The 26727-nt window shown below is 30.6% G+C and carries 23 protein-coding genes; 12 read left to right on the top strand and 11 right to left on the bottom strand.

Annotated features, from left to right (window positions below):
• The first annotated feature begins 491 nt into the window (after positions 1-491).
• The 3 genes from CLFE_RS02410 (at position 492) to CLFE_RS02400 (ending at position 3630) form a co-directional block, all read left to right on the top strand.
• Positions 492-1529, top strand: coding sequence for an RNA ligase RtcB family protein (locus CLFE_RS02410; protein WP_077893245.1), 1038 nt, complete (start codon positions 492-494; stop codon positions 1527-1529).
• Between the two features lie 3 nt (positions 1530-1532).
• Entirely contained in the window at positions 1533-2147 is a 615-nt protein-coding gene (gene prfH / locus CLFE_RS02405; RefSeq protein WP_077893244.1) for a peptide chain release factor H, read from the top strand.
• 241 nt (positions 2148-2388) lie between these two features.
• Entirely contained in the window at positions 2389-3630 is a 1242-nt protein-coding gene (locus CLFE_RS02400) for a right-handed parallel beta-helix repeat-containing protein (RefSeq protein ID WP_077893243.1), read from the top strand.
• Between the two features lie 56 nt (positions 3631-3686).
• On the opposite strand, the gene CLFE_RS02395 is transcribed toward CLFE_RS02400, so the two are convergent.
• The 3 genes from CLFE_RS02395 to nudC form a co-directional block, all read right to left on the bottom strand.
• Positions 3687-3977, bottom strand: coding sequence for a putative quinol monooxygenase (locus CLFE_RS02395; protein WP_077893242.1), 291 nt, complete (start codon positions 3975-3977; stop codon positions 3687-3689).
• Positions 3978-4069: 92 nt separating this feature from the next.
• Positions 4070-5188 (bottom strand): PLL family lectin, encoded by a 1119-nt coding sequence (locus CLFE_RS02390; protein ID WP_242951603.1) that lies wholly within the window; start codon positions 5186-5188, stop codon positions 4070-4072.
• 82 nt (positions 5189-5270) lie between these two features.
• Positions 5271-6086: an NAD(+) diphosphatase gene (gene nudC, locus CLFE_RS02385; protein WP_077893241.1), complete on the bottom strand. Its 816-nt coding sequence runs from the start codon at positions 6084-6086 to the stop codon at positions 5271-5273.
• 169 nt (positions 6087-6255) lie between these two features.
• On the opposite strand from nudC, the gene CLFE_RS02380 reads away from it, so the two are divergent.
• Positions 6256-6624 carry an HsmA family protein gene (locus tag CLFE_RS02380; RefSeq protein ID WP_077893240.1) on the top strand — a complete coding sequence of 123 codons (369 nt, stop codon included), beginning with the start codon at positions 6256-6258 and terminating at the stop codon, positions 6622-6624.
• A 117-nt stretch (positions 6625-6741) separates the two neighbouring features.
• A complete protein-coding gene (locus CLFE_RS02375; RefSeq protein WP_077893239.1) occupies positions 6742-8037 on the top strand; it encodes an acyl-CoA thioesterase/bile acid-CoA:amino acid N-acyltransferase family protein in 1296 nt (431 codons plus the stop codon).
• Between the two features lie 79 nt (positions 8038-8116).
• Here CLFE_RS02375 and CLFE_RS02370 read toward each other — a convergent pair whose 3' ends face one another.
• The 3 genes from CLFE_RS02370 to CLFE_RS02360 form a co-directional block, all read right to left on the bottom strand.
• Positions 8117-10003, bottom strand: a complete 1887-nt coding sequence (locus CLFE_RS02370) for an oxidoreductase (RefSeq protein WP_077893238.1) — start codon at positions 10001-10003, stop codon at positions 8117-8119.
• A gap of 114 nt (positions 10004-10117) precedes the next feature.
• Positions 10118-11020: a LysR family transcriptional regulator gene (locus CLFE_RS02365; protein WP_077832917.1), complete on the bottom strand. Its 903-nt coding sequence runs from the start codon at positions 11018-11020 to the stop codon at positions 10118-10120.
• Positions 11021-11294: 274 nt separating this feature from the next.
• Positions 11295-11846, bottom strand: a complete 552-nt coding sequence (locus tag CLFE_RS02360; RefSeq protein ID WP_242950805.1) for a methyltransferase family protein — start codon at positions 11844-11846, stop codon at positions 11295-11297.
• A 276-nt stretch (positions 11847-12122) separates the two neighbouring features.
• Between CLFE_RS02360 and CLFE_RS02355 the strand changes: the two genes are divergently transcribed.
• The 3 genes from CLFE_RS02355 to CLFE_RS02345 are packed head-to-tail and all read left to right on the top strand — an operon-like array spanning position 12123 to position 16222.
• Positions 12123-12554 (top strand): MarR family winged helix-turn-helix transcriptional regulator, encoded by a 432-nt coding sequence (locus CLFE_RS02355; protein ID WP_077832916.1) that lies wholly within the window; start codon positions 12123-12125, stop codon positions 12552-12554.
• A gap of 52 nt (positions 12555-12606) precedes the next feature.
• Complete coding sequence (locus tag CLFE_RS02350) at positions 12607-14334, top strand: ABC transporter ATP-binding protein (protein WP_077893237.1); 1728 nt, start codon at positions 12607-12609, stop codon at positions 14332-14334.
• On the top strand, positions 14327-16222 hold the full coding sequence (locus CLFE_RS02345; RefSeq protein WP_077852109.1) for an ABC transporter ATP-binding protein: 1896 nt from the start codon (positions 14327-14329) through the stop codon (positions 16220-16222). Before CLFE_RS02350 ends, CLFE_RS02345 begins: the two co-directional genes overlap by 8 nt.
• Before the next feature lie 162 nt (positions 16223-16384).
• Here CLFE_RS02345 and CLFE_RS02340 read toward each other — a convergent pair whose 3' ends face one another.
• On the bottom strand, positions 16385-17995 hold the full coding sequence (locus tag CLFE_RS02340) for an IS1182 family transposase (RefSeq protein WP_250944600.1): 1611 nt from the start codon (positions 17993-17995) through the stop codon (positions 16385-16387).
• A gap of 189 nt (positions 17996-18184) precedes the next feature.
• Between CLFE_RS02340 and CLFE_RS02335 the strand changes: the two genes are divergently transcribed.
• Positions 18185-18961 (top strand): YybI family spore inner coat protein, encoded by a 777-nt coding sequence (locus CLFE_RS02335; protein WP_242951698.1) that lies wholly within the window; start codon positions 18185-18187, stop codon positions 18959-18961.
• Positions 18962-19009: 48 nt separating this feature from the next.
• Here CLFE_RS02335 and CLFE_RS02330 read toward each other — a convergent pair whose 3' ends face one another.
• The gene (locus tag CLFE_RS02330) at positions 19010-19495 is read right to left on the bottom strand and encodes a flavodoxin family protein (RefSeq protein WP_077894858.1); all 486 of its coding nucleotides are present in this window, start codon (positions 19493-19495) and stop codon (positions 19010-19012) included.
• Positions 19496-19686: 191 nt separating this feature from the next.
• On the opposite strand from CLFE_RS02330, the gene CLFE_RS02325 reads away from it, so the two are divergent.
• Entirely contained in the window at positions 19687-20721 is a 1035-nt protein-coding gene (locus CLFE_RS02325; protein ID WP_077894859.1) for a threonine aldolase family protein, read from the top strand.
• A gap of 52 nt (positions 20722-20773) precedes the next feature.
• Here CLFE_RS02325 and CLFE_RS02320 read toward each other — a convergent pair whose 3' ends face one another.
• Entirely contained in the window at positions 20774-21406 is a 633-nt protein-coding gene (locus CLFE_RS02320; protein ID WP_077832911.1) for a TetR/AcrR family transcriptional regulator, read from the bottom strand.
• 1 nt (position 21407) lies between these two features.
• The gene (locus tag CLFE_RS02315) at positions 21408-22556 is read right to left on the bottom strand and encodes an MFS transporter (protein WP_077894860.1); all 1149 of its coding nucleotides are present in this window, start codon (positions 22554-22556) and stop codon (positions 21408-21410) included.
• A 244-nt stretch (positions 22557-22800) separates the two neighbouring features.
• Here CLFE_RS02315 and CLFE_RS02310 point away from each other — a divergent pair, with 244 nt between their 5' ends.
• Together CLFE_RS02310 and CLFE_RS02305 are read left to right on the top strand one after the other, a co-directional pair.
• On the top strand, positions 22801-24141 hold the full coding sequence (locus CLFE_RS02310) for an MFS transporter (protein WP_077894861.1): 1341 nt from the start codon (positions 22801-22803) through the stop codon (positions 24139-24141).
• Between the two features lie 203 nt (positions 24142-24344).
• Positions 24345-24863 carry a GNAT family N-acetyltransferase gene (locus tag CLFE_RS02305; protein WP_077894862.1) on the top strand — a complete coding sequence of 173 codons (519 nt, stop codon included), beginning with the start codon at positions 24345-24347 and terminating at the stop codon, positions 24861-24863.
• Between the two features lie 46 nt (positions 24864-24909).
• Here CLFE_RS02305 and hcp read toward each other — a convergent pair whose 3' ends face one another.
• Positions 24910-26607 (bottom strand): hydroxylamine reductase, encoded by a 1698-nt coding sequence (gene hcp, locus CLFE_RS02300; protein ID WP_077894863.1) that lies wholly within the window; start codon positions 26605-26607, stop codon positions 24910-24912.
• Between the last annotated feature and the right edge of the window lie 120 nt (positions 26608-26727).

Here is a 26727-nt window from a genome sequence, read left to right as displayed (position 1 = left end):
TCCATTCACAATTCACTTTAAACTATCCTTTTAAAACTCCTCATACCTTTAATCTATTTAGTCATTTTAACCATAAATGAGCTCCCCTACAAACTACTGTTCATAAGAAAGCTCTATATTAATTAAATATGGTATAAGCTTTTATATATTTATTATTACCTTTAGCATATTCAATGAATTTAATTAAATTACATTTTCTATGCTTTTTTAATATGCAGTAATTTAAATATATTTATTTGCCCTCATATTATCGCCTATTAAAATCAAAACTTTATAATTTTTTACAATTAATACATTTTTTACTTTACTCGATTAATCTATCTCACAATTTATTGCTTTTACTAATTTATATTGATAAAATTATCTTATCAAATTGTAAAGGTTGTGATTAATATGATGGAAAATTTAATGGTGAGAGCAGTTTAGTATATAATTATTAAATGTTCTCTCAATAAAACAAATTAAACACACTAAGGAGAGAATATTACTACATGTATAAAATTTTTAAAACCGAAAAATCATGGATTGAGGGAGATGCCATAGAGCAAATAAAATCCCTATCTAAACTAAAAGGAGTAGAATCCATTATTGGCTATCCAGATCTTCATCCTGGAAAAACACCTATAGGAGTTTCAATTATTACAAATAAAATTATATATCCTCATCTTATAGGTAATGATATTGGTTGTTCTGTAAGCCTATTTGAAACCTCTATGAATAAAAAGAAATTTAAAATAAAGAAAGCTATGAAACTTCTTTCTGACTTTAGATTAGGGAATTTAAATAAAGCTAACTTTAATCTTGGAACTATAGGTGCCGGAAATCACTTTGCAGAATTCACCACTATAGATAAGTTTATGGATGAAACTGATGCTTGCAATTTTGACAAAGACAAGGTCTACTTATTAGTACATAGTGGAAGCCGCGGTCTTGGTGAAGCGATACTAAGGCAATATGTAGAAACTTATTCATGTCAAAATGGACTTATAAAAGGAAGTGAGGGCTTTGACCACTATCTTCTAGACTACAAAAAAGCCATAAATTTTGCAAAAGAAAATAGGCAAATCATAGCCCAAAATTTATGTAATGCTTTAAATATAGAAAATGTTAATTTAAAAATAGAGGCTGTTCACAATGGATTAGAAATAAAAAATGATTGTATTATACACAGAAAAGGCGCTGCTAATGCTTTAGAAAAATATATAGTAATTGCTGGTTCTAGAGGTGATTGTTCCTATATCGTAAAACCAATAAATGCTTGTATTTCAACTGGCTTTTCAGTGGCTCATGGAGCTGGTCGAAAGTGGAAACGAAGTGGTGCAAAAGAAAAACTCCAAGGAAAATTTTCTAAAAAAGATATAAGAAATCTAAACTTCCCTTATAATCTTATTTGCAGTGATATAAATTTAGTATACGAAGAAGCTCCTGAAGCTTACAAAAGTATTGACAGGGTAATAAATGATCTTTTATCATTCAATTTAATAAAAGTAATTGCAAAATTGAAACCTCAAATTACTTATAAGAATTAAAATATGTGGTTGCAAATTAGTGCAGGAACAGGTCCTGTTGAAAGCTGTAGATTCGTATACCTATTTTTAAACCTAGTAAGAAAAGAATGCAAATGTAGAAATCTAAAACTTCAAATTTTAGATTTTAATCTTGGAGAAGAAAAAAGCACTCTCAAATCAGTATTTTTGAAAATTGACGGTAAGGAAGCCTTAACTTATATTAAATCTATAGAAGGAACTCATCTCTTGATTTGGAAAAGTGAATATAGAAAAAATCACAAAAGAAAAAACTGGTTTATATCTGTGTCTTCTTTTAATTATGAAGATAATAACGATTTAAATAGCAATGATATTATTATAGAAAAAATGAGGAGCAGCGGTAAGGGCGGTCAACATGTAAATAAAACAGAAACAGCTGTAAGAATAACTCACAAAAAAACTGGTATTGTTGTAAGCTCTAGCGAAGAAAGAAGTCAATTTTTGAATATTAAGCTAGCCAAAGCAAGATTACTACTTGAGTTAAAAAAGTTATCAAATGAAAGAGAAAAAAGAAGACAAAGTGAAAGATGGTTAACAGGGACAGCTATAGTTCGTGGAAATCCAATTAAAACATATAATTATAAAGAATTAGATTATTAATTTTATATTTAAGGCACTGTACAATTTACAGTGCCTTATTTTTAGCCAAAAGTTAAAACAAACTCTTAACTTAACTTTATTCTTCTTTATATATTTCACTCAATGTGTATTTACTTAGAATTGTTACTGTAATTCACACTGCGTAAAATTTATTATTTACTTTTTACAAGGTGCAATGTATAATATTTTTATATAGTCAACTCAATTTTACTTTTATAAAATAACTAAGGAGGAAAAAGTTATGAATTTTTTCAAATGTAAACTACTACTTATTCCAGCCTTTATTGGCATTAGTTTATTATCTGCTTTATCTTTTTCAGCTACTGCCCATGCAGCCAACTTTTATGTATCAACTACTGGAAAAGATAGCAACTCAGGTACACTAGCTTCCCCCTTCGCAAGTATTTCAAGGGCACAACAAGCTGCAAATTATGGTGATACAGTCTACATTCTAGGCGGTACCTATCGTGACTTTAGAATTGCTAGCTCAGACGCTAATTACAACTATGTAAACGACATCATAAAAAGTGGAATCACTTATAGAGCATATTCATCAAATGACATACCTATTTTTGACTTTTCAAAAATATCTGCTGCATCTAAAAGAGTAGCTGCCTTTAGGATAGATCCAAAGGTTTCCAATGTAACTTTTCTATCTATTCAAGTCACTGGTGTAAAAGTTGGGAATCAAAAACAGTCTGAATGCTTTAGAATTGAAGGCAATACTACTTTCAACCAAGTTGTTTGCCATGATAATGAAGCTAATGGATTTTATTTTGTTAATCATGGTACTGGAACCTGCATTAAATGTGATGCTTATAATAACATAGGGCCTACCAAAAACTCCATTGGTAATACAGACGGTTTTGGCGCACATGGTGATGGTGTTAACTTCTCATATTGTCGTTCTTGGCACAATAGTGATGATGGTTTTGATTGTCTTACTTCAAATGGTTCTAACACCTTTGACCACTGCTGGGCCTTTAATATGAACGCTGGTGGCGATTCTAACGGTTTCAAAATCGGAGGCTATGCTAATGGTACACCTCCTAATAAAGTTCCAATTCATACTGTAAAGTACTGTCTTTCCGCAAATAATAATGCCCATGGTTTTTATGCCAATCACCAACCAGGTCAATCTGCAACTTGGACCTATAATACAGCTTACAACAATAAACAAGGCAACTTTGATATGTTAGAACGTATTAGCCCTACTAAAGCTGTTGATATACCTGGAACAAGAGAAATACTTCATTTTAATTTATCATATGGTGGCGTTTCAATTAAAGATTCTAATATTCCTAGTGCAAATATAAGCAATAATTCTTGGAATAAAAACGGAATAAATATCTCTGATTCAGATTTCCAAAGTTTAGACGTAAATCAACTATCCAAAGCCCGTGGGGTCAATGGTGATTTACCTACAGTTACCTTCATGCATTTAGTTAAAAGTAGTGATGTTCTCGGTTTAGGTTGTTTTTAAACACAATTTTAAAGAGACCATAAGCATATCAATGCTCATGGCCTCTTTGGAATTCATTATAATATTTTCGTATATATGTTTGTATCTCCTTTTTTCGCTGTAAATTCTTCTATAACAGGTACTATTCTTTTAAAATGTTCTTTTTGCATATGTTTGTTTAGCTTGTCCATATCTTCCCATTCTTCAATAATAGTAAGAATAGACTTATCCTTTAAATCTTGATACACTTCATATTTTATGCAACCTTCATCTTTGGCAACTGTAAGTTCTACCAACTCCTTTGCCCTCTTTAAAGCCTCGGTTATTTTATCTTCCTTTATAAATTTTTTCGCAACTACTTTTATCATGTTTATCACCCTAACTCTTAAAATAATCATATATGGGACTTTAATATAAAGTCTCACATATGATTATTTTTTATGATTTTTTTATATACAAACTAACTTACTGATCCACCCAAATCGGACCACTCACTCCATCTGTCAGATCTATTAGTCTGCCATATATTCCAAAGAGAACCATTTCTCCCTCTTCCAAATGCAGACATTCTTCCGTCTCTACTATTTCCTACAGCTAATCTATCTATCCAACCTTTAAGTGATTGCCAATTACTCCAACTATTTCCCTGTGCATTTTGGTTAATATGCCAAAGAGCATTGTCTCTTCCTATGCCAAATACCCCTAATCGCCTGTTTCTATCTCTGGTTACAGCAATATCACTTACCCAGCCTCCAAGCGACTTCCAAGTAGTCCAACCGTTTCCTGATGGTATCTGCCCTATATTCCATACTGCACCATCTCTACCTCTTCCGAAAACTTCTATTCGTCCATTACTACCGTTTCCCACAGCTAATCTATCTATCCAGCCTCCAAGTGATTGCCAACTACTCCAACCATTATTAGGTGCAGTTTGCCATATGTGCCATAATGCATTATCCGTACCAATTCCAAACACTTCAAGTCTTCTATCAGCATTTCTTCCAACTGAAATCAAATCAACCTTTCCACCTAATGATGCCCAACTACTCCAGCTTCCATTGGGTGATGTTTGCCATATGTGCCAAAGGGCACCATCTCTACCTCTTCCAAATGCTTCTAGCCGTCCATCGGCATTTGTTCCCACAGCTAATCTATCTATCCAGCCTCCAAGTGATTGCCAACTACCCCACCTATTTCCTTGTGTCTGACTTCTTTGCCACAAAGCATTATCTCTGCCTATGCCAAATATGACTAATCTTCCATTTGAATTTGAACCAACAGCTATTGAACTTACCCATCCACCAAGGTTACTCCAATTGCTCCATCTGTTATTTTGCATTTGCATTATATGACTCACTTCATTGTTTCTTGTAATTGCAAATACCTCCAAACGTCCATTTGAATTTGTTACTGCTAGCACCTCTCTAGAATCCTCTGGTGCCCTAAATTCTTCATGCTCATCAGCTTCATTATCAGCTTCATCATCAACCTCATCACTATCTCTAGATTCAAAATCAAAGTAGTCCTCTGGCATTTCAAAATTCTTTTTATGATATGGACAATAAAATATTTTACTCAAGTATATTTCCTCCTAAGAATATTCACACAAAATTATTATATTCAATAACTCGAAAAGTGATATTCTTATAGGCACTTATTATCTAAACTTGTTCAATAAATTTATCAATTATTCTTCTTGCTATGGTTCCTCTGCCAGGTATGTCCGGAAACTCATCCTTACAAAACCAATTGGCAGCAGTTATCTCTTCTCCATCAACTTTTATCTCGCCAGATTCATATTCTGCAAAAAAACCTAACATAAGTGAATTAGGAAATGGCCATGCTGAACTATTAAAATATCTTATATTTTTAACTTTTATACCAACCTCTTCAAAAATCTCTCTTCTAACTGCATTTTCCAAATTTTCTCCTGACTCAACAAAGCCTGAAATCAAAGCATACATATTATTTTTAAAATTACTATTATGGGCTAAAAGTATTTTATCTTCTTTTACAATTCCAACTATTACAGCTGGACAAATCACAGGATAAATTACATTATTGCAATTTGGGCAAACTTTAGCTATCTCATCTTTTTTATCCTCTGTTCTCTCTCCACAATTTCCACAAAATTTATGTTTACCATTCCAACTTAATATTTCACTTGCTCTTCCTGCCGCCAAAAATACTTCCTCTTTCATCAAAGACATAAGCTCTCTTAAATTCAAAAACTCAATACTTTTCGGAAGACCAACTTTACTTAAAATCTCCATTCCAAAACAAGCTACACCCTCAATTTCACCTAGAAAAACTTCTCTATCACACTTAATCTTGAAAGACTCTATTTCCTCAAAGGTAGGAATATATGTATTGTTATTCTCTCTTCTTACAAGTATACTTCCCTTAAAAAAGGCAAAACACAAGTCATTTGACTTCATAATTCTATTTACATCAGATATTATTTTAAACTTACTCATAATTTTAATAAGTCCTTTCTATACACGTTAATACTTGTTTTATATTATATCATTCTTTCTATATCAAGCAAAAATAATAAATCTTAGGTAGATTATTTTTATATTGTATTAATAATTTAAAATTATTATATAATATAAATATTACTTATTTTAGTTAGGAGGATTCATAATGTTAATCTATGCAATAATTACCATAACCCTAGCTCTTGTATTTTATACAACTGGTGTATTTAGTGAAAAAAAACACGGTAATTTAAAGAAGATTTATGTATACATATTTTGGTGTGGTTTAATATTCGATATTACCGGAACAACTTTAATGAGTACACTCTCTAAAAATAGTTTTGAATTTAACTTTCATGGAATAACTGGACTAATTGCAATTCTTTTAATGTTTTTTCATGTAATATGGGCGACAATTGTATTAATCAAAAACAACGAAAGAGCCAAAGCAAATTTTCATAAGTTAAGTATTATTGTATGGCTTATTTGGCTTATACCATATATTTCAGGTATGATTCTAGGCATGAAAAAATAGAAATTATATTAATTTATATATACAAAATCAACCATAAAAATCATCCTAATGGTTGATTTCAAAAAATAGTCTAAGACTTATAATTTATATAAATTATAAATAAAGGGATGAATAAAAATGAAAAACATAAATATTATCATAGAACCTAAATGTTCCATGATAGATGAAAAAGTTTCTATCATAATTAATGGACTCTACCCTTTTCAGGAAGTAAAAATAAAGGCGTATTCTTTAGATTATTACAGACTAGGTGTTAAAAACAATGATCCAAACAACTGGAAATGGGTAAAAAAAACATGCTTCAGCTCCTTTGCGGTTTTCAAAGCTGACCTTAACGGAAACGTAAATTTATCTCTTCAAGCTCCTCTTAAAGGTTCTTATACTGGAGTTGATGTAATGGGATTATTCTGGTCTATGAAGTCCCATTACACCGAAGACTACAATTTAGGAAAAAATTTATCCTCCTCTCCATCTTTAAGCTCTATGAATGTTATCTTTGAAGTTGAAGTTAACGAAAAAAGGATAGCTTCTTCGACCTGTAAAAAACTTTTTATTGACTCAGATGTACATTGCGAATACGTTACAGAAAACAAATTAGTTGGAAAATACTTTAGTAAGAAAAATTCTAAAATAAAAAATGGCATAATTGTATTAAGTGGCTCAGAAGGCGGTATACACAATGCATCACAAATAGCTGCTTTATTAGCCTCTCATGGCTACCCAGCTTTAGCCTTAGCTTATTTTGGAATGGACAATCTCCCAGACACGCTAAAAGAGATCCAACTTGAATATTTTGAAAAAGCTATAGATTGGATAATACAGAAAGGGGATATAAATCCTAATAAACTCATTGTATTTGGAAGATCTAGAGGTGGTGAACTAGCCTTACTTCTAGGTAGTACTTTCAAAAAAATCGCATCAGTAATCACTGTATCAGGAAGTCCTATTTCATTTAAAACTAAAACTCAAAAATTTTCTAGCTGGCAATATAAAAACAAAGACATTCCTCAGCTCAAACTAAAAATTAATATTTTATCTTTTTTATTAAATGCTTTTGTATCCAAAATAAAAAGAAAGGATATTAACTTTTCAAAGATATATGATAGTAATATAAAAAACTTCGATAAGATTAAAGATTACATAATGCCTATAGAAAACATAAATGGTCCTATATTAATGGTATCTGGATACAACGATAGTGTATGGCCTTCAAGCAAACTATGTCAGTTAGGTATGCATAGACTTAGTTTGAAGAAATTTGATTTTAACCACATCCTTTTAAATTATAAAGCTGGGCACCATATGTACTTTCCATATCAACCTATATATTTCTCCAACACACCAAATGAAGATATGGCTCATTCAAACCAAGAAAGTTGGTGTAAAATATTGGAGTTTTTAAGTGCTATTTAATATAAATTAGATTACCCTAAAACAATAAAGCACTACTCTAAAATAAAAAATTAGAATAGTGCTTTAATATAAAAATCTACTATATACTCATTGCTGCAAAAAATCCCTCAGTTGTAGCCTTCATAAGATTTCCATTCTCATTATTACAATCTCCTATTACATACATTTCACGTACTAAATCATCAAATTCACGCACAGCTTCTATTCTTGGCTTTACTCCTAATGAAAGAATTACAGTGTCGCATGATATTACATGCGTTTCTAAATTTTCGTCAACAAATATAGCACTCTTATCTGTAATTTCCTTCAGCTTTATACCAGTAATTGTTTTTACTTCTTCACTAGACAACATTGACCTTAGGGTTGATGTTGCTATAGCTGGAGAATTTTTATCGATATCCTCTAATCCTCTAGCATCTACAAGACTAACTTTTTTACCCTCTCGCGCAAGCTCTAGTGCAATTTCACTTCCTGTAAGTCCTGCACCAACAACCACAATCTTATCCCCTATTTTTTTCTTTCTATCTTGAACTTCCATAGCCATTATTACATTCTTCTTGTCTATGCCCTGAATTTTTGGTATAAACACCTCTGAACCAACAGCAATAACTACAGCATCTGGATTTTCTGCTTTTACATTGTCCCTAGTTGCTTCAGTATTTAATCTTACTTCTATATTTGAATTTTCTTTAGTCATATTAACTGCCCAACATAAATATTTTTTCATATCTCTTTTTAACGGATTTGCCGAAGCTAATTTAAGTGCACCACCAAGCTCATCTGTTTTCTCCATAATAACTACTCTATGACCTCTTTTAGCCGCATCTCTTGCGACCTCCATTCCAGCTGGACCTCCTCCAATAACTACAACCTTCTTCTTAACCAAAGGCATAGGTAAATTCATAAATTCTAACTCTCGTCCATTCATAGGATTAACCGCACACCTTATAGGAAGACAATATGCATGTGGAGACTGTCCAACACATGCAGTACATCTTATACATGGTCTTATAGTTTTTTCCTCTCCATACTTAGTTTTATTTACAAGATTAGGGTCTGCAATAAAAGACCTAATCATTGCAACTATATCCGCTTTTTTATTAGATATTATCTTTTCAGCCATATCCATATCAAGTGATCCAACAGTAGTCACAGGAACTTTTAAAGCCTTTTTAAATGCTTCTGCATAATAAACATTAATTCCTCGTGGAATATATGTAGGTTGTATCATAAAAGGTATTACTTCTGTCTTATATAAGTCTCCTACAGAAACATGTATTAAATCTATTTTATCCTCAATTAATTTAGCAAATTCCAAAGCTTCATTTACGCCTACACCATTTTTGTTTAATTCATCTGCACTTATACGATATTCTATTGCCATATCTTGTCCTATTTTTTCTCTTACTGCATCTAAAATCTCCTTGGCAAATCTTGTTCTATTCTCCATACTTGAAGTACTATATTCATCTGTACGTTTATTATAAAAAGGCGAAAAAAATTGAGCAATCAAATGCCCATGGCCTCCATGTATCATTACCATATCCATGCCTGCCTCTTTACATCGAAATGCTGCACTGGCAAAATCATTTATAACCTGCTTTATCTTCTCCTTTGTCATATCTGTTGGTGTATAATTTGTCCTTAAGTTCAATTCTACGGAAGCTTTTGCGCCGTATCTGTGAATTATCTCTGTAAGAGAATATAATCCATTTACAATTGTGTCTTTTGACATATCAATTACATAACGTGATACTTTTGCATACTCTTCATTAACCGGGCTATCACCTATAGTTACAATACCTGCTCCACCCTTAGCCATAGTTCTTGTCCATTCAATAAATTCTCGTGTTACATACCCATCCTGTGAAGCTAAAAACGGTTCTGCTGGTGACACCTCTATTCTATTTTTCACTAGCACATTACCTATTTTAATAGGCTTAAATATATTCTCATAATTGTTCACTAAGTTAACCTCCCATGCTTTAAAAAACTCAATACCATATTTCGATTATATCACTCAGTTTTTTTGCAGTAAAACATGTTATAGTTATGAGAATATAAGAAAAACTTATACTTATTACTTTTTTTGCTTCTTTATATGCAATTCATCAACTACATTTAAAAAAAGCTTAGTTGTAGGATTATTACTCTCTCTTTGCCAAGCAAGCCCTATCTCAACAACTTGTTTGCTGTTTTCAAGCTTAACATAGGAAATGTTTTCGTTAGACCTATCCACCAGACAACTTGGAACCAATGCAATTCCTATACCAGCCTCAACCATAACGAGCATACTTTCTAAAGATTTACACTTAGCTACTATATTTAATTGAAATTTATCTTTTTCACAGTTTTTTTTATACTGCTCTATTGTTTTTGGTGCTTCGTCTTCACTAACTATCACAAATTTTTCATTTACTATTTTTTTCACATCAATTTTTTTATATTGTGCTAATTTATGTTCCTTGCTTACCGCCATATAAATCTTATAGCTAAACATTTTCCTATATTCTATGCCTTTTATATCCTCTACTTCATATGGAAAAACAAAAATCACATCTAAATAATTACTTTTTAAATCCTCTACCAGTTTTTTATATCCACCTCTAATAATATTTATAGATATTTTAGGGTACAATTCATGAAAACGCTTAAGCATTACAGGTAAAACCCTTCTTTCACTGGGTCCTGCAGTTCCTATATTTAACGTTCCTTCAAAACCCAGTGCTGCTTCTTTTGTTTTGGCTTCTGCCTCAGCCACCTTTGAAGTTATTAAATTAGCTTCTCTTAAAAGCACTCTTCCTGCTTCTGTTAACTGAACTGTACGATTACTCCTTATAAACAACTTTACATTCAGATGCTTTTCCAAGGATGAAATTTGCTGGCTTATAGCTGTTTGTGCAACATAATGTTCTTCTGCTGCTTTAGTAAAGCTTAAATACTTAGCTGCAGATATAAAATAACTTAGCTGCCTAAATTCCATAATTTCAAATCTCCTATTATTATAAATATAACTAAAAATACAAATAGTCGTATAATATTCATTAAATAATTATATAACTATTTGTATTTTAATTGTTTATAAAGTAAAAAAAGTATGCTTTCTTGTAATTTGTGTAATCTCCAGTTTTTTATTTCTAAGCACTAATTTACATATAATTCCAAATATTATTGTATATTTTACAAACTTTGTTTTCTTAACTATTCAATACTTTTTAAAATACTACTGCTTTTATGTAATTCTATATCCCTACATTTTAATAAATAAAGGGAATTATTCTGTACTTAACCTTTTCTTTATATTTAATATATTCCTCTCCATATCTTTCTTCTAAATATTCTTCTTCCTTAGAGAGCTTAATTCTATAAAAACATAGAGAACATTCACAAACTCCTAAGCCAATAAAATAAGGAGATACTAAACTAACTGATATTCCTTCTAACATAAATGATAAATATATAGGATGTCTTATAATTGAGTACAATCCTGTAGTAATAAGCTCTGCATCCTCCCTAGGTTTAGATGAATCCGCCCAATTTTTCCTGCCTAAATCCTTAAGTGCCTTCCTATGTATAAAAAGAGAAAATAAATAAAATATAATTACACCTACTACATATGAATATCTATAATCATATTTTATATTAAGTTTATAGCTTATAGTACAAAATACAGCTATTACTAAAAATGAAATTAAAATAAGCTTCAAATCTCTTTTACTTAGCTTGGACATTTTTTGAGATTTATGTACTTGTATTCTAATAGACACTACTAATAAACAGCAAATGGAGAATATTATCAAAAGCATCATTTACTCTCACCTCTTATTATCATTCCTAAAATATACCACCCTATTATACCACACTAAATACTTTTATTGTAATATAAATCAGCAAATGGAATAAAAAGCTTTACAAAAATTTCATGATGATATTATTAAGTTTTAGTTCATTCTTTTAATTATAAATAATATTATTATATGTAAACACTTACACAGTAATAATTGGCATTAATACTATATTGACAAAGAATCCAATATAAATATATAATTAGTTAGAAGTCTAACAAATTATAGAGGTATATATCTATGAAAAATAATGTACATATTGGTAAAATTATACTTAATCTTTCTAATAAAATTAGCAGGCAATTAAATAAAGATGCATCAACCTTTGGTCTTACAGGTGTTCAAGCTAGAATTATTGGTTTTATACATAAGAACTCTAATAAAAGGCCTCTATTTCAGAAAGATATCGAAGAGGAACTTAATATTAGACGGTCTTCCGTCACAAGTGCACTTCAATTGATGGAAAAAAAAGATTACATTAAAAGAATAAGCGTATGTGATGATGCTCGGTTAAAGAAAATAGTTCTTACAGATAAGGGACTAGAACTAGATAATAAAGTGTACGAAGCTATTCATAAGATGGAACAATCTCTAAAAGATGAATTTAGTGATGATGAATTTAATACATTAGTTAATTTAATTGATAGAATTTCCAAAAAAATTGCTGATTAAATGCAATTTTTTTTGGACTATTAGTTAGAAACCTAACAAAAGGAGGATCTTTATGATAAAAAAATTAGTAAGTTACTTAAAAGAATTTAAAAAAGCCGCAATTATTACCCCTATATTTGTCTTAGGCGAAGTAGCTATGGAAGTTATTATTCCATTATTAATGTCTAAAATTATCGATAACGGTGTTGGAAAAGGAAATATAAGATATGTATGTATTATTGGAACAATTATGATTGTAGCTGCTTTCGCCTCTTTAACTTGTGGAGCCTTATCTGGTAAATATGCTGCAAAAGCTTCAGCTGGATTTGCTAGGAATTTAAGAAAAGGAATGTATTATAACATACAAGAGTTTTCTTTCTCAAATATAGATAAGTATTCTACAGCTGGTCTAATTACTAGATTAACTACAGATGTTACAAATGTTCAAAACGCCTTTCAAATGATAATAAGGATGTTTGCAAGAGCACCTATCATGTTAATTTCCGCTATGGCTATGTGTTTTTACATAAACGCTAAGCTATCACTAGTATTTTTAGGTGCTATAATCTTTCTTGGCATTTGTTTGTATTTTATTATGACTACTGTACATCCATACTTTCAAAAAGTTTTCAGGAAATATGACGAACTAAATGCAAGTGTACAGGAAAATTTAACCTCAATTCGTGCTGTAAAAGCCTATGTAAGAGAAGATCATGAGATTGATAAATTCCATGATGCTTCTGGTATTCTATACAAGTATTTTGTAAAAGCAGAAAAAGTTATTATTTTAAATGCTCCTTTAATGCAATTTACAGTATATACTTGCATATTACTTTTATCTTGGCTTGGAGCAAAAATGATTGTCTCAAAATCTATGACAACGGGTCAGCTAATGAGCTTATTTACATATACAACCAATATAATGATAAGCTTAATGGTTATATCAATGGTATTTGTAATGGTAATTATGGCCAAGTCCTCTGCTGAAAGAATTGTTGAAGTTCTGGACGAGCAAAGTAATTTAGCTAATCCTGAAAATCCTATCTTTGAAGTAAAAGATGGTGCTATATCATTTTCTAATGTTGATTTTGGATACTCAAAAGACAAAATACTCTTAGAGAATATAAATCTAAATATAAATTCTGGTGAAACTATAGGTATTATAGGAGGAACCGGTAGTGCAAAATCCACCTTCGTTCAGCTTATCCCAAGACTATATGATGTAACACGAGGAAGCATTACTGTTGGTGGCATTGATATTAGAAAATATGATATAGAAACTCTTAGGAATGAAGTTTCCATGGTTCTTCAGAAGAATGTATTATTTTCTGGAACAATAAAAGAAAATTTAAGATGGGGAAACAAAAATGCTACTGATGAAGAATTAATAGACGCATGTAGGCAAGCTCAAGCTGAGGAATTTATCGAAACTCTTCCTGATAAATACGATACCTTTATCGAAGAGGGTGGAAACAATGTATCTGGTGGTCAAAAGCAAAGACTTTGTATTGCTAGAGCCCTCCTTAAAAAGCCTAAGATCCTAATTTTAGATGACTCAACTAGTGCCGTAGATACTAAAACAGATGCTCTTATTAGAAAAGCTTTCAAAGAAACTATACCTAATACTACAAAAATTATCATAGCTCAGCGTATATCCTCAGTAGAAGATGCAAACAGAATTATAGTTCTAAATGATGGAAAAATAGATGCTTTTGATACTCACGAAAACCTAATAAAAACAAATGAAATATATCGTGAAGTATATGAATCTCAAGTGAAGGGAGCTGATACGGATGAGTAAAAATAGTACAAACCCAAGTAAACAAAAAAAAGGTATTCCTTTAAAAATATTAAAAAGATTGATGCTTTATGTATTTAAACAATATAAGATGTTATTCTTTATAGTTATATTGACTATATTCATAAGTGCTATAGCCAATGTAATAGGTACTTTATTTATAAGAAAACTGATTGACAATTATATAATTCCACTTTTAAAGTCATCTGGTACTAATTTTGGACCACTCCTTAAGTTTGTAATGACTATGGCAGTTATTTACTATATTGGAGTTATCTCTACTTATATATTCAGTCGTTTGATGATTACAATAACTCAAGGTTCTTTAAAAAAACTAAGAGATGAAATTTTTGAGCACATGGAATCACTTCCTATTAGCTTTTTTGATACTCATGCCCACGGTGATATAATGAGTATATACACAAACGATACTGATTCTCTTAGGCAGATGATTGAACAAGGTATTCCTCAACTTTTATCTGGTGCTATTACCATTATTGGTTCATTAATTTCTATGATATATTTGAGTATCCCTCTTGCAATACTTCAAGTAATAATTATATTTGTAATACTAAAAGTAACTAAATCTATTGGTGCTAAAAGTGGAAAATACTTTAATTTGCAGCAAAAAGATTTAGGAAAAGTAAATGGATATATACAAGAAATGATGGAAGGTCAAAAGGTAGTAAAGGTATTTTGTCATGAAGAAGAATCAAAAATAAAGTTTGATGAATTAAATGATGTTCTTTATAATAGTGCCAATAATGCCAACAAATTTGCTAATATATTAATGCCTATTATGGCTAACATCGGATATATAAATTACGTTTTAGTTGCTATTTTAGGTTCAATACTTGCTATAGGAAACTTTTGGGGCTTTACTCTTGGAGCTATTGCATCATTTTTGCAGCTCACTAGAACCTTTAGCCAAACAACAAATCAATTGGCTCAACAGTTTAACTTTATAGTAATGGGACTTGCTGGAGCTGAACGTATATTTAGACTTCTTGATGAAAAATCCGAAACTGATGACGGATATGTTACCTTAATTAATGCTAAAGAAAACGAAAAAGGTGAATTAGTGGAAGCTGATAAACACACTGGCACTTGGGCATGGAAACATCCACATCAAGATGGCAGTGTAACTTACACAAAGCTTAATGGAGAAGTTGTATTTGATGATGTTGACTTCGGATATAATGACAAAAAAATGATTCTTCACAATATAAAGCTTTACGCAAAGCAAGGACAAAAAGTTGCATTTGTTGGTGCAACTGGTGCAGGAAAAACTACCATAACTAACTTAATCAACAGATTTTATGATATTCAAGATGGTAAAATCAGATATGATGGTATAAACATAAATAAAATCAAGAAAAATGATTTACGAAGATCACTTGGAGTTGTACTTCAAGATCCTCATTTATTCACAGGTACAGTTGCTGATAACATTAGATATGGTAAATTAGATGCAACTGATGAAGAAGTAATCGCTGCTGCAAAGCTTGCAAATGCAGATCAATTTATAAAACATCTTCCACAAGGATATGATACTATACTAACTGGTGATGGTTCAAATATATCCCAAGGTCAAAAACAACTTCTAACAATTGCAAGAGCTGCCATCGCTGATCCACCAGTTCTAATACTTGATGAGGCAACTTCAAGTATTGATACTAGAACAGAAGCCATTGTACAAGACGGAATGGATAAGCTTATGAAGGGAAGAACTGTTTTTGTAATAGCTCATAGACTTTCAACCGTTAAAAACTCTGATGTAATAATGGTTCTTGAACAAGGTAGAATTATTGAAAGAGGAAGTCATGATGATTTAATATCTGAGAAGGGAAAATACTATCAACTTTATACTGGTGCATTTGAATTATCCTAGTAAAAAAAGGGAGTGTCGCAAAATGATTAAAATTAATCATGAGCGATGCTCTTTTTTTGTTTAAGCTATAAAATTGCCTAATATTTTAAATACTATATTAATTATTTGAATTTCCATGAGATTTTGACGCACTAAAATAAACCTAACTATATTATTCCATAATTAGGAAATAGTTTTTAATTCGTGAAGATACTTTTGAGTTCTTTCATTTTGGATTTTTAAATGTAATTTGTTAATGTTATATCCAAAACAAAGCAAAATAAATTCAGTTTTTACACTATTTTTTCCACGTGTTAAAAATCTTTTGAATTCATAGTCGCTTTTTAAAATTCCAAACGCACCTTCAACTTGAATAGATCTGTTCATTCTCAATTTAGTTCCCAATTCAGTTTTGATATTGTTGTATGAAATTTGACGCTTTTTAATAAAAGTCTTTGAAACCTGCATTTTTCGGTTATTCTTTGCTTTTGTGCACTTTGATTTCAAAGTGCAGTTATCGCAATTTTCACATTCATAAACAGTAACCTCAGACGTATACCCACTTGCAGATTTTTTATGAATAATATATGATGGGAATAATTTTCTATTATTATGACAAATATATGTATCTGTTTTAACATCATATTTCATATTTTCACGCTTACTGATGTCGTTTTTAAAACTTCTTTTTTTCCATTTCTCATAAGTTTGAGGTTTTATATATGGTATTTGATTATTAGACTCTAAAAACAAATAGTTTTCTTCACTTTCGTAACCAGAATCTGCAATCACATTAGTATATTTATGACCAATTTTTTCTTGCATATTAGTAATCATTGGTATTAATGTTGCTATATCATTTCTATCATCAAATACTCCAACACCAGTTACATATTCACTATCAACTGCTATTTGTACATTATAGGCAGGTTTTAATTGACCATTTCTCATATGATCATCTTTCATATGCATGAAAGTTGCATCAGTATCAGTTTTAGAATAGCTATTTCTTTTTGAAAATATTTTCTTACTTAAATTATATTTTTCTTGTCTTTCTTTATATTGTGATAGTTGTTCTATCCACTTTTGAATTGCAGTTTTTCTTTTACCGATTCCATGAACAAACTCTATATTTCTTTTTTCTTTTTCAAATAAAAGCCATTGAAGAATTTTGTTTATATCATCAATCAAAGTTTCTCTCTCAATAGTGAATTTCATTAATCTTTCAAGATTAATGGTTTTAACAAGAGCAATAATTTTATCAAACATCTTACCTTCATTTTTATAAATAGCTTTCTTCCAAACAAAAGTATATCGGTTGGCATTTGCCTCAATTTTAGTACCATCGATAAATACATTTTCAAATAATAATTCTTTTTCTTTAGCTAAATAGTTAACTTGTTGATAAAATAAATCTTCAATCACTTCATTTGAAAGATATTTTTTTCGAAATCTACTTATAGTAGCGTGATCAGGTGCTTTAAAGCCTTGAAGTAGCCATTTGAAATTTATATCTCTTTTGCATGCTTTTTCTATCTTTCTACTTGAATAAATATTTTGAGAATAAGCATAAGATATTATTTTGAACATGATTTTGGGTTCAACTGCTGATTTTCTTCCTACGGAAGAATACGCCTTGTACAATTTTTTATAATTTAATCCCTCCAACAAATAGCTTAGCAAACGAACCGAATCATCTTCTGGTATTAAGTTTTCTAAATTTAATGGTAATATAAGTTGCAAATTATCATTAAATTGATTATAATTTTTTGTGTATAATTTAGTTACGTTCATAATTTAATTATACAATCAATGTGAGTTCTTCGGAACTCACATTTTTTATATACAACAAAGGAGCTATTGCAAAACTATTTTTTAGTTTTGCAACAGCCCCTTTTTTTTTTATTTAATATTACCTAAGAACATAATAAAAATTAATATCATATACTACTATATTGAAACAATTGTTCAGGAGATATATAAATGAAATTCAATACATCAGATAAGTATAACCCTTTATCAGAGAGTTACCATATAAATTATAGATCTACCACATATTTACTTGATGTGAAAGTCGGAGATGTAACTGGTGATGGCATTAATGATACTGTTTCCTTATATGGAAAAAAGGAAAGTTCTTCAGACATCTTTGCTGAAACTATTACTGTTTTAATTAAAGATGGAGTTACTGGAAATACACAAACAATCACTCCAAAGTTTAATTCCGGATATAATCCAACTATATTTCTTGGAGACTTTACCAAAAGCGGATTTTGTGACATAAAAATAAGCATCGATTCTGGTGGAAGTGGCGGCTACGGCTTCTTTTATATCTATTCCTACAGAGACAATACTTTTAAGGAAACTTTTAATTTTGACAACTTTAATAGAAAATATAAGTATACAATTGACTACAATGATCTCTACAAAGTGAATGTAAATGCGGTTACTTTAAATAAGCTTTTTACATTGGACATAAGTTACAAAGGCTATGAATACTTATCTCAATACTACTACAAAAATGGCAAATTAAAAAAGCCATTAGAAGGTGAGGTTCTTGCTTTAAGTTTATTAATACCAATTGTAGATAATGCAACCCTGACAATCTATAACCTATTAGCTTTTCAGCGTATTATAGGTACTAATAATTCTGATACCTTAGGATATGTACAAAATCTTCTATCTTGGGGAGGGCAAACCTTTAATGTTATAAACACATTTGTAGCTATACAAGGTTCAAGTTTAATTTCTCCATACTAATACTTAAATTAAGCTGTAGTAGATACTATTTTATCTACTACAGCTTCACTACTTTTCTAGAATTGTTGATATCCATTTTTCTATTTCCTTAGTAATCTTCTCCTTATCCTCATCTGTTGGTTCCTTAAAATCTATAGTTCCAAGTACTGTGTTATCTTTAAGTTCTTCAGTTAACTTATCAAAACATTTTTTAGCATCACCACCACCGTGGCACGCAAAAAAAGCAATGTTTTTACCTTTTATTAAAGTGTCGGCTATAAAAGTATTTACTGGTGGTGCATAGGTTCCTGCCCAAACTGGTGTACCAATTATTATATTATCATATTCTTTAATGTCAGGAATTTTATTTTTTAAAGTTGGTTTTTCTTTAAATATTGCACTTTTTCCTCCCCAAAGATACTTTTTAAAGCCAGTTTTAGGTACTTCCTTTTCAGGTTTTAGTTCCAATAAATCAGCTTTTACAATGCTTTCAATGATATTAGCAATAAATCTTGTATGTCCCTCCAATGAATAGAATACAATTAAATTCTTCATATAATTACCCCTTACCATATTTTCTTATAATGAAAAAGTGTCAATAATACTATATGTTCATTATTTTTATCATTATTATTAAAAATATTCTTTACCACTATGTACAAGTTCATTTCACTTTTAATTTTTTATATATTATACTTAAAAGTAATTATATAAAAAATCAAAGCATATTTGCAAGGAGGATTCTTATGTTACGATTCGATTGTGATTACACTGAAGGTGCTCACCCTAAAATATTAGAAAAATTAATGGCAACAAATTATGAACAGACTGTTGGCTATGGCGAGGATGATTATTGCAAAAAAGCTGCTGAAATAATAAAGGAAAAATGCAGTAGAGATAATTTAGATGTACATTTTTTTGTCGGCGGAACTCAAACAAACCTCACTGTTATATCTGCCGCTTTAAGACCTCATCAAGGAGCTATTACAGCAATAACTGGTCATATTAACACCCATGAAACTGGTGCCATAGAAGCAACTGGTCATAAGGTACTTACAGCCCCTTCTACTGATGGCAAAATAACTTCACACCAAATACAAGCTATTTACGATAACCATTATAAAGATTCATCGCCAGAGCACACTGTACAGCCTAAACTAGTATATATTTCAAACCCCACTGAAATTGGAACCATATATTCTAAAACTGAACTTACAGCTATAAGTGAAACCTGCAAAAAGAATAATTTATTGCTCTATATGGATGGTGCTCGTTTAGGTTATGGACTTTGTGCTGAAGGCAATGATTTAGATTTGCAGAGCATAGCTAAATTATGTGATGCTTTCTACATTGGTGGTACAAAAATAGGTGCTTTGTTTGGTGAAGCTCTAGTTATATCAAATAGTACTTTAAAATCTGATTTTCGTTATTTCATCAAACAAAAGGGTGGACTCCTGGCAAAAGGAAGACTTCTTGGCATACAATTTACTACTTTATTTGAAGATGACCTATATTATGAGATGTCAAATCACGCAAATGAGATGGCGACTTTGATAAAAAACGCTTTTATTAAAAAAGGTTACAAATTTCTTTCAGCCTCAAACACTAATCAACAATTTCCTATACTTCCTAATGAGGTAATAGAAAAATTAAAATCAAATTATATTTTTTCTTATTGGGAAAAGGTTGATGAGAATCATAGTGCTGTGCGTTTTTGTACAAGCTGGGCAACAAAAAAAGAAGCTGTTCTAAAATTAATAGCTTCAATTGAAAATATATAAATAATAAGAATGTGGTTACACTTAGAAATAACCACATTTCCTATTTTTATCTTTAACTTCTAACATAATTCAAAATCATATCTAAATGCATCTTCGTAATGTCCTCTGAGGTTATTCCTTCTTTATTATCCGGTATTTTAGTTAAGCTTATCCTTTCAACTAACCCCATAGTTGCTTGAAAAATATAATACTGTACTTTGACAATATCTAAATCATGCCTTAAAGATTTATCCATAATACCTTCATTAATAACATGACTTAAAAAAAGTTTATTATCATTTTGTATAAAATCTTCATATTTAGTCTTAAGTTCCTTATTAGAATCATATGTTTCATAATAAATATCAAATAAAACTACAAACCCTATCTCTTCCCTATGAAGCTTTGAAAATTCTATCCAAGCATATATCATTTTCTCAAGTCTCTTTAACCCATTACCTTCACATTTATCTACTGCTACTATAAATTTCCTCATATTAGTTAGAATCTCTATCTGCACTTCAAATATTAATTCATCTATAGCTTTAAAATATTTATAAAAAGTAACTCGACTAATCCCAGCTAAATTACATACATCTTTTATAGTAACACTTAGGAAGCCATGCTTTAAAAATAATTTTTTTCCTGCTGTAATAATTTCTTGACGATTTTTATTTTTTACATTTTCATGCCATGAACACTCCATATCAAACTACCTCTTCACTTTGCAATTTCTTGTTTTCTTTAGTTAATATCAGTGATCCAAGAAGTATTAACGCACCCACAGTATATGGCAAATTTATGTGCTTGTCAAACAAATTACCTGCAAGTATAGGCCCAACTATATTCCCCATACTTGTATAAGTATTGTTAAGTCCAGATACAAATCCTTGATTATCATGAGCCTCATTTGAAAGCAGTGTGTTTACTATTGGCCTTAAAAATGAATTAAATGCAAAGAATATTGCTGACACAAAGAGTAAATATCCAAAATTCACCTTAATAAGCATTAATAAAAGTGTAATTGAAGCCATTATAAGTGAAATCCTAATTATTTTGTACTCACCAAATCTCTTTACCACCTTATCAATAAGACCTACTTGAATTACAATTCCTATAAATGCTCCTAAAGTTATTAATACAGAAATTTGTTGTGATGAAAAACCATATCTTTGCTCCACATAAAGCGAATATACCGTTTCATAATTTACTAATCCAAAAGTCATAACAAGTATAAGCAAAAGATATCTAAAATAAGGAGTATGTACAGATTTAACTAATTCTTTTAAAATAGAATTCTGATTTTTAACTTCTTTTAATACTTTTTTTGACTCTACCTTTAATGTTTCAGGTAATATAACAGTTAAAATCGTAGCTATTAAGCCTAAAGCTGACGCAAAAAAATAGGGAATTCTTATACCAAAGCTAGCAATCATACCACCTATTCCTGGACCTAGTACCATTCCTAAATTCATAGAAGCACTTAAGTATCCCATTCCCTTTGCTCTTGTTTCTCTTGTTGTTATATCTGACACATATGCAAGAACGGATGGTACCATAATTCCAAGTCCTGTTCCGCCTATAAACCTTGCAACATATAAAAGAAACAACCTATGAGAAATAGCAAATATAAAATCAGATATAACAGTGAAAAAAAGTCCTACTAAAATCATTTTTCTTCTTCCATATTTATCTGAAAGCCTCCCGCCAATTGGTGAAAATATAAATTGAGCCACACCAAAGGATGCAACTAAATATCCTGCTACTGTTCCTGCCGCACCAAATTGTTTTAAATAATCTGGTAGTATAGGTATAACCATACCTTGCCCGAGCAATGCAATAAATAAATTAAGCATCAGAATTAATAGCGGAAACTTTCTTTTAAAATATAACTTCTTAATGTTAATCCCTCCATATTTACACTTAGTAAATGATTTACAACATGTAAACTATTATATATTTATATATAGAAAAAAGCAACAAGAACCAATATACTAATAATAACTTATATGGTAACATTATAATGTAAACTATCAAATCAATATAAACTCACAAAGCCTTTGAAAACGTTTTATATAATTTAATTGGGGGGATATACTCATGGAAAAAATCAAACTTCCATTAACTGAAAAAATAAGCTATGGCTTAGGTGATACTGCTTCAACTTTAACCTTTCAAATGGTTTCAGTTTACATTATGTTTTTTTATACTGATGTTTTTGGACTTGCCGCCTCTTCTGTTGCACTTTTACTTTTATCTGCAAGAATTATTGATGCTTTTATAGATCCAATTGTAGGCATTTTAATAGATAAAACCAATACAAAATGGGGTAAATGTCGTCCATACTTTTTATGGTTCTCTGTTCCTTACGGTTTAATTGCAATGGCAACCTTTTTCACTCCTCATCTAAATACTAGTGGTAAACTAATTTATGCTTACATAACTTACATATCTCTAAATATAGTTTATTCAATTATAAATCTACCAATAACCGCAATACTTCCAAGCCTAACTGACGATTATGAAGAAAGGACTCAAACTTCTGCCATCCGTATATTTTTAGCTAGCTGTGGTTCCCTAATAGTGAGTACTTTTACACTGTCACTTGTAGGTGTTTTCGGTGGCAGCAATAAGCAAAAAGGCTTCTTTTTAACGATGATTTTATTTGGATTTATAGCAATTATTTTATTTATAAATACATTTATACATACCAAAGAAAGAATTATTGTACGTAGTGAAAAAACATTACCCTTAAAAAAAGCTGCTCTCGCCCTAAAGAGCCTTCCCTGGCTAATTATTGCTTTAGTACAAGTGTTCATATATATAGGTTTTAATATGAAAAGCTCAAGTATGGTTTATTATCTAACCTACAACATAGGTAGAAGCGACTTAACTCAAGTATTTATGTTTGTAAGCACTATTGCTGTACTTCCTGCTATAGCCATAACCCCTTTTACTGTTAGTAAAATAGGAAAAAGAAATACTTTAATTTTAGGAATTGCTTGTAGTATTGTTAATTCCCTTTTATTGGTAATTGGTGATAGAAATATTACAATCCTTTTAACAGCTACTGCTATCTCAGCCTTAGGTGTTGGTTTCTCTAATGGAGTTATCTTTTCGATGATTGCTGACATTGTAGATTATGGAGAATGGAAAACAAATATACGAGCTCAAGGTCTTCTTTCTTCATCTGCAAGCTTTGGTGCAAAATTTGGTATGGGCATAGGTTCTGGATTTGCAGCCTTTATACTTGCCCTTGGTCACTATACTCCAGGTAAATCACAAACTCCACTTGCAAAATTATCAATATCTCTTAACTTTATATGGATTCCAGCCATAACCTCTACTATAGCAATACTAGCTCTAATGTTTTACAAAGTTGATAAGATATACCCTCAAATTCAAGCTTCTTTATTAAAGAAAAGACAATCTCAATGTTAGACTGTTTTATTTTTCCAAAAGCCATTTACTTTTGGATATTTATGTAATAAAATTAGTGTATTACCTTAAAAATCAAATATAAGGAGATGATTTTATGATATTTTCTAAAAGCAAATTTTTTATAAGGTGGTTTACCGCCTAAGTTTTAAGACTTTATGGTGCTAATCCATCTTTATCAATCGAAAGAAAGGTGGAACTTTATAATGAGTTTAAAAAATATAAATACAGATAGATTAATTTTAATACCAATTACTTTAAATTTGGCTAAGGATTTAATGGCAGGAAGTAATGATGAATTAAAAAAGCTTGGTATTAAACCTAATGAAAACTGGCCTACAAGTGATACTAAAGATATATTGCCAATTATATCTAAGAATTTAGAAAAAGACAAAATACCAAGCGGCTTTGAAACCTGGCCTATTATAAGAAAAGATACTATGCAAGTGATTGGAGATATTGGCTTTCATGGCAAGCCTAATGAAAATGGTGAAGTCGAGGTTGGCTATGGTATAGTAGAAAATCAAAGAAGGCAAGGCTTTGGATTTGAAGCCTTAAGTGCTATTATTGACTGGGCAAATCTTCAAAAAAATGTTTCTATTATAAAAGCAGAATGTCTAATTGAAAATAAACCTTCTTTAAGAATGCTTGAAAAAGTAGGCATGAAAGAAGTAGATAGAGATAATGAATTAATTTACTGGGAATTTATCAAACCAGTATTATAATATAAAAAAAGATCAAAGGATAGCATATATCCTTTGATTTTTTTTATTAACCTTGCATAAACATCTTCATATCATCTTCTACATTAGTAATTCCGCCAATTCCAAAGTTATCTACTAATACCTTTGCTACATTTGGTGAAAGGAATGCAGGAAGTGTTGGTCCTAAGTGAATGTTCTTAACACCTAAATGTAATAATGATAACAATACTATTACTGCTTTTTGCTCATACCAAGCTATATTATAAGATATAGGTAATTCATTTACACTCTTTAATCCAAATACTTCTTGTAATTTAAGTGCTATAACAACTAATGAATAAGAATCATTACATTGTCCTGCATCTAAAACTCTTGGTATTCCACCAATATCACCCAGATTAAGCTTGTTATATTTATATTTAGCACAACCTGCTGTTAATATAACCGTATCCTTAGGTAATTTCTTTGCAAACTCTGTGTAATAATCTCTTGATTTAGCTCTTCCATCACAGCCTGCCATTACGAAAAATCTTTTTATTGCTCCTGTTTTAACAGCATCAACAACTTTATCCGCAAGTGCTATAACTTGATTATGTGCAAATCCACCAACTATTTGTCCTTTTTCTATTTCTGTAGGAGCTTTACACTTTTTAGCTAATTTTATAACCTGAGAAAAATCTTTTGTACCATCAGCTTTAGCTTCTATGTGTGCGCATCCTGGCATTCCTGTAGCTCCTGTTGTAAATAATCTATCCTTGTATGAGGACTTTGGTATAACTATACAGTTAGTAGTCATAACAATCGGTCCATTAAACTTTTCAAATTCTTCTTTTTGTTTCCACCATGCGTTACCATAGTTTCCTGCAAAATGCTTGTACTTTTTAAACTTTGGATAATACTGTCCTGCAAGCATTTCTCCGTGAGTATATACGTCTACTCCCGTACCTTCTGTTTGCTCAAGTAGCATTTCTAAATCTCTTAAGTCATGTCCTGAAATTAATATTGCTGGATTCTTTCTAACCCCAATATCAACTGTTGTTATTTCAGGATTTCCATAAGTTTCGGTGTTTGCTTTATCAAGAAGCGCCATTCCATTAACACCAAACTTACCAGTTTCTAATGCAAGTTTAACTAACTCATCTGCCCCTAAGCTATCATCTAAAGTTGCTGCTAATGCCTTTGCCATAAATTCATGAACTTCTTCTTCATCATATTTTAAATTCATAGCATGCTTCATATATGCAGACAAACCTTTTAATCCATAAGTAATTAATTCTCTAAGGCTTCTTATATCTTCATTTTCTGTTGAAAGTACGCCAACCTTCTCAGCCTTTTCATAAAAATCCACTATACTATCTGCTGTCCAAGTTGCTGCCTCTGCTTCTGGAGTTTCTGCCTTAGCTTTTCCAAATAGCTTTTTAAAGAAACCATTATTAACCTCTGGTACTTTTCCTCCTGCTTTAACAACCTTATCTTTTAATTCTTCTCTTAACTTTAATGTTTCCTTTACTCTATCTAAAATAGAATCTTTATCGAAGTTTGCATTAGTTATAGTTGTAAATAAGTTCTCTACTATAAACTTATTTATTTTACTGTCCTTAACCCCTACTTTTGTTCCTTCATTACTTACAACTGCTAAACCTTTAGTTACATATATTAATAAATCTTGAGCCTTTGCCACATTCTCATCTTTACCACAAACGCCCCTTACAGTACATCCCTTGCAACCTGCTGTTTCCTGACATTGATAACAAAACATTGACATTGTATGTCCTCCTATTTTTTCTTTATATTAAATTTATTACTTTCTTTCTTCAACGTTTTAAAGTTTACTATATTCCTTTCAAGTTTTCTGTAACATCGGTTACTAATCAAAAAATAAAAA

Source organism: Clostridium felsineum DSM 794 (genome assembly GCF_002006355.2).
Taxonomy (GTDB): domain Bacteria; phylum Bacillota; class Clostridia; order Clostridiales; family Clostridiaceae; genus Clostridium_S; species Clostridium_S felsineum.
Note: the sequence above shows the minus strand (reverse complement) of the source record. Positions and strands in the feature narration are given on the sequence as shown.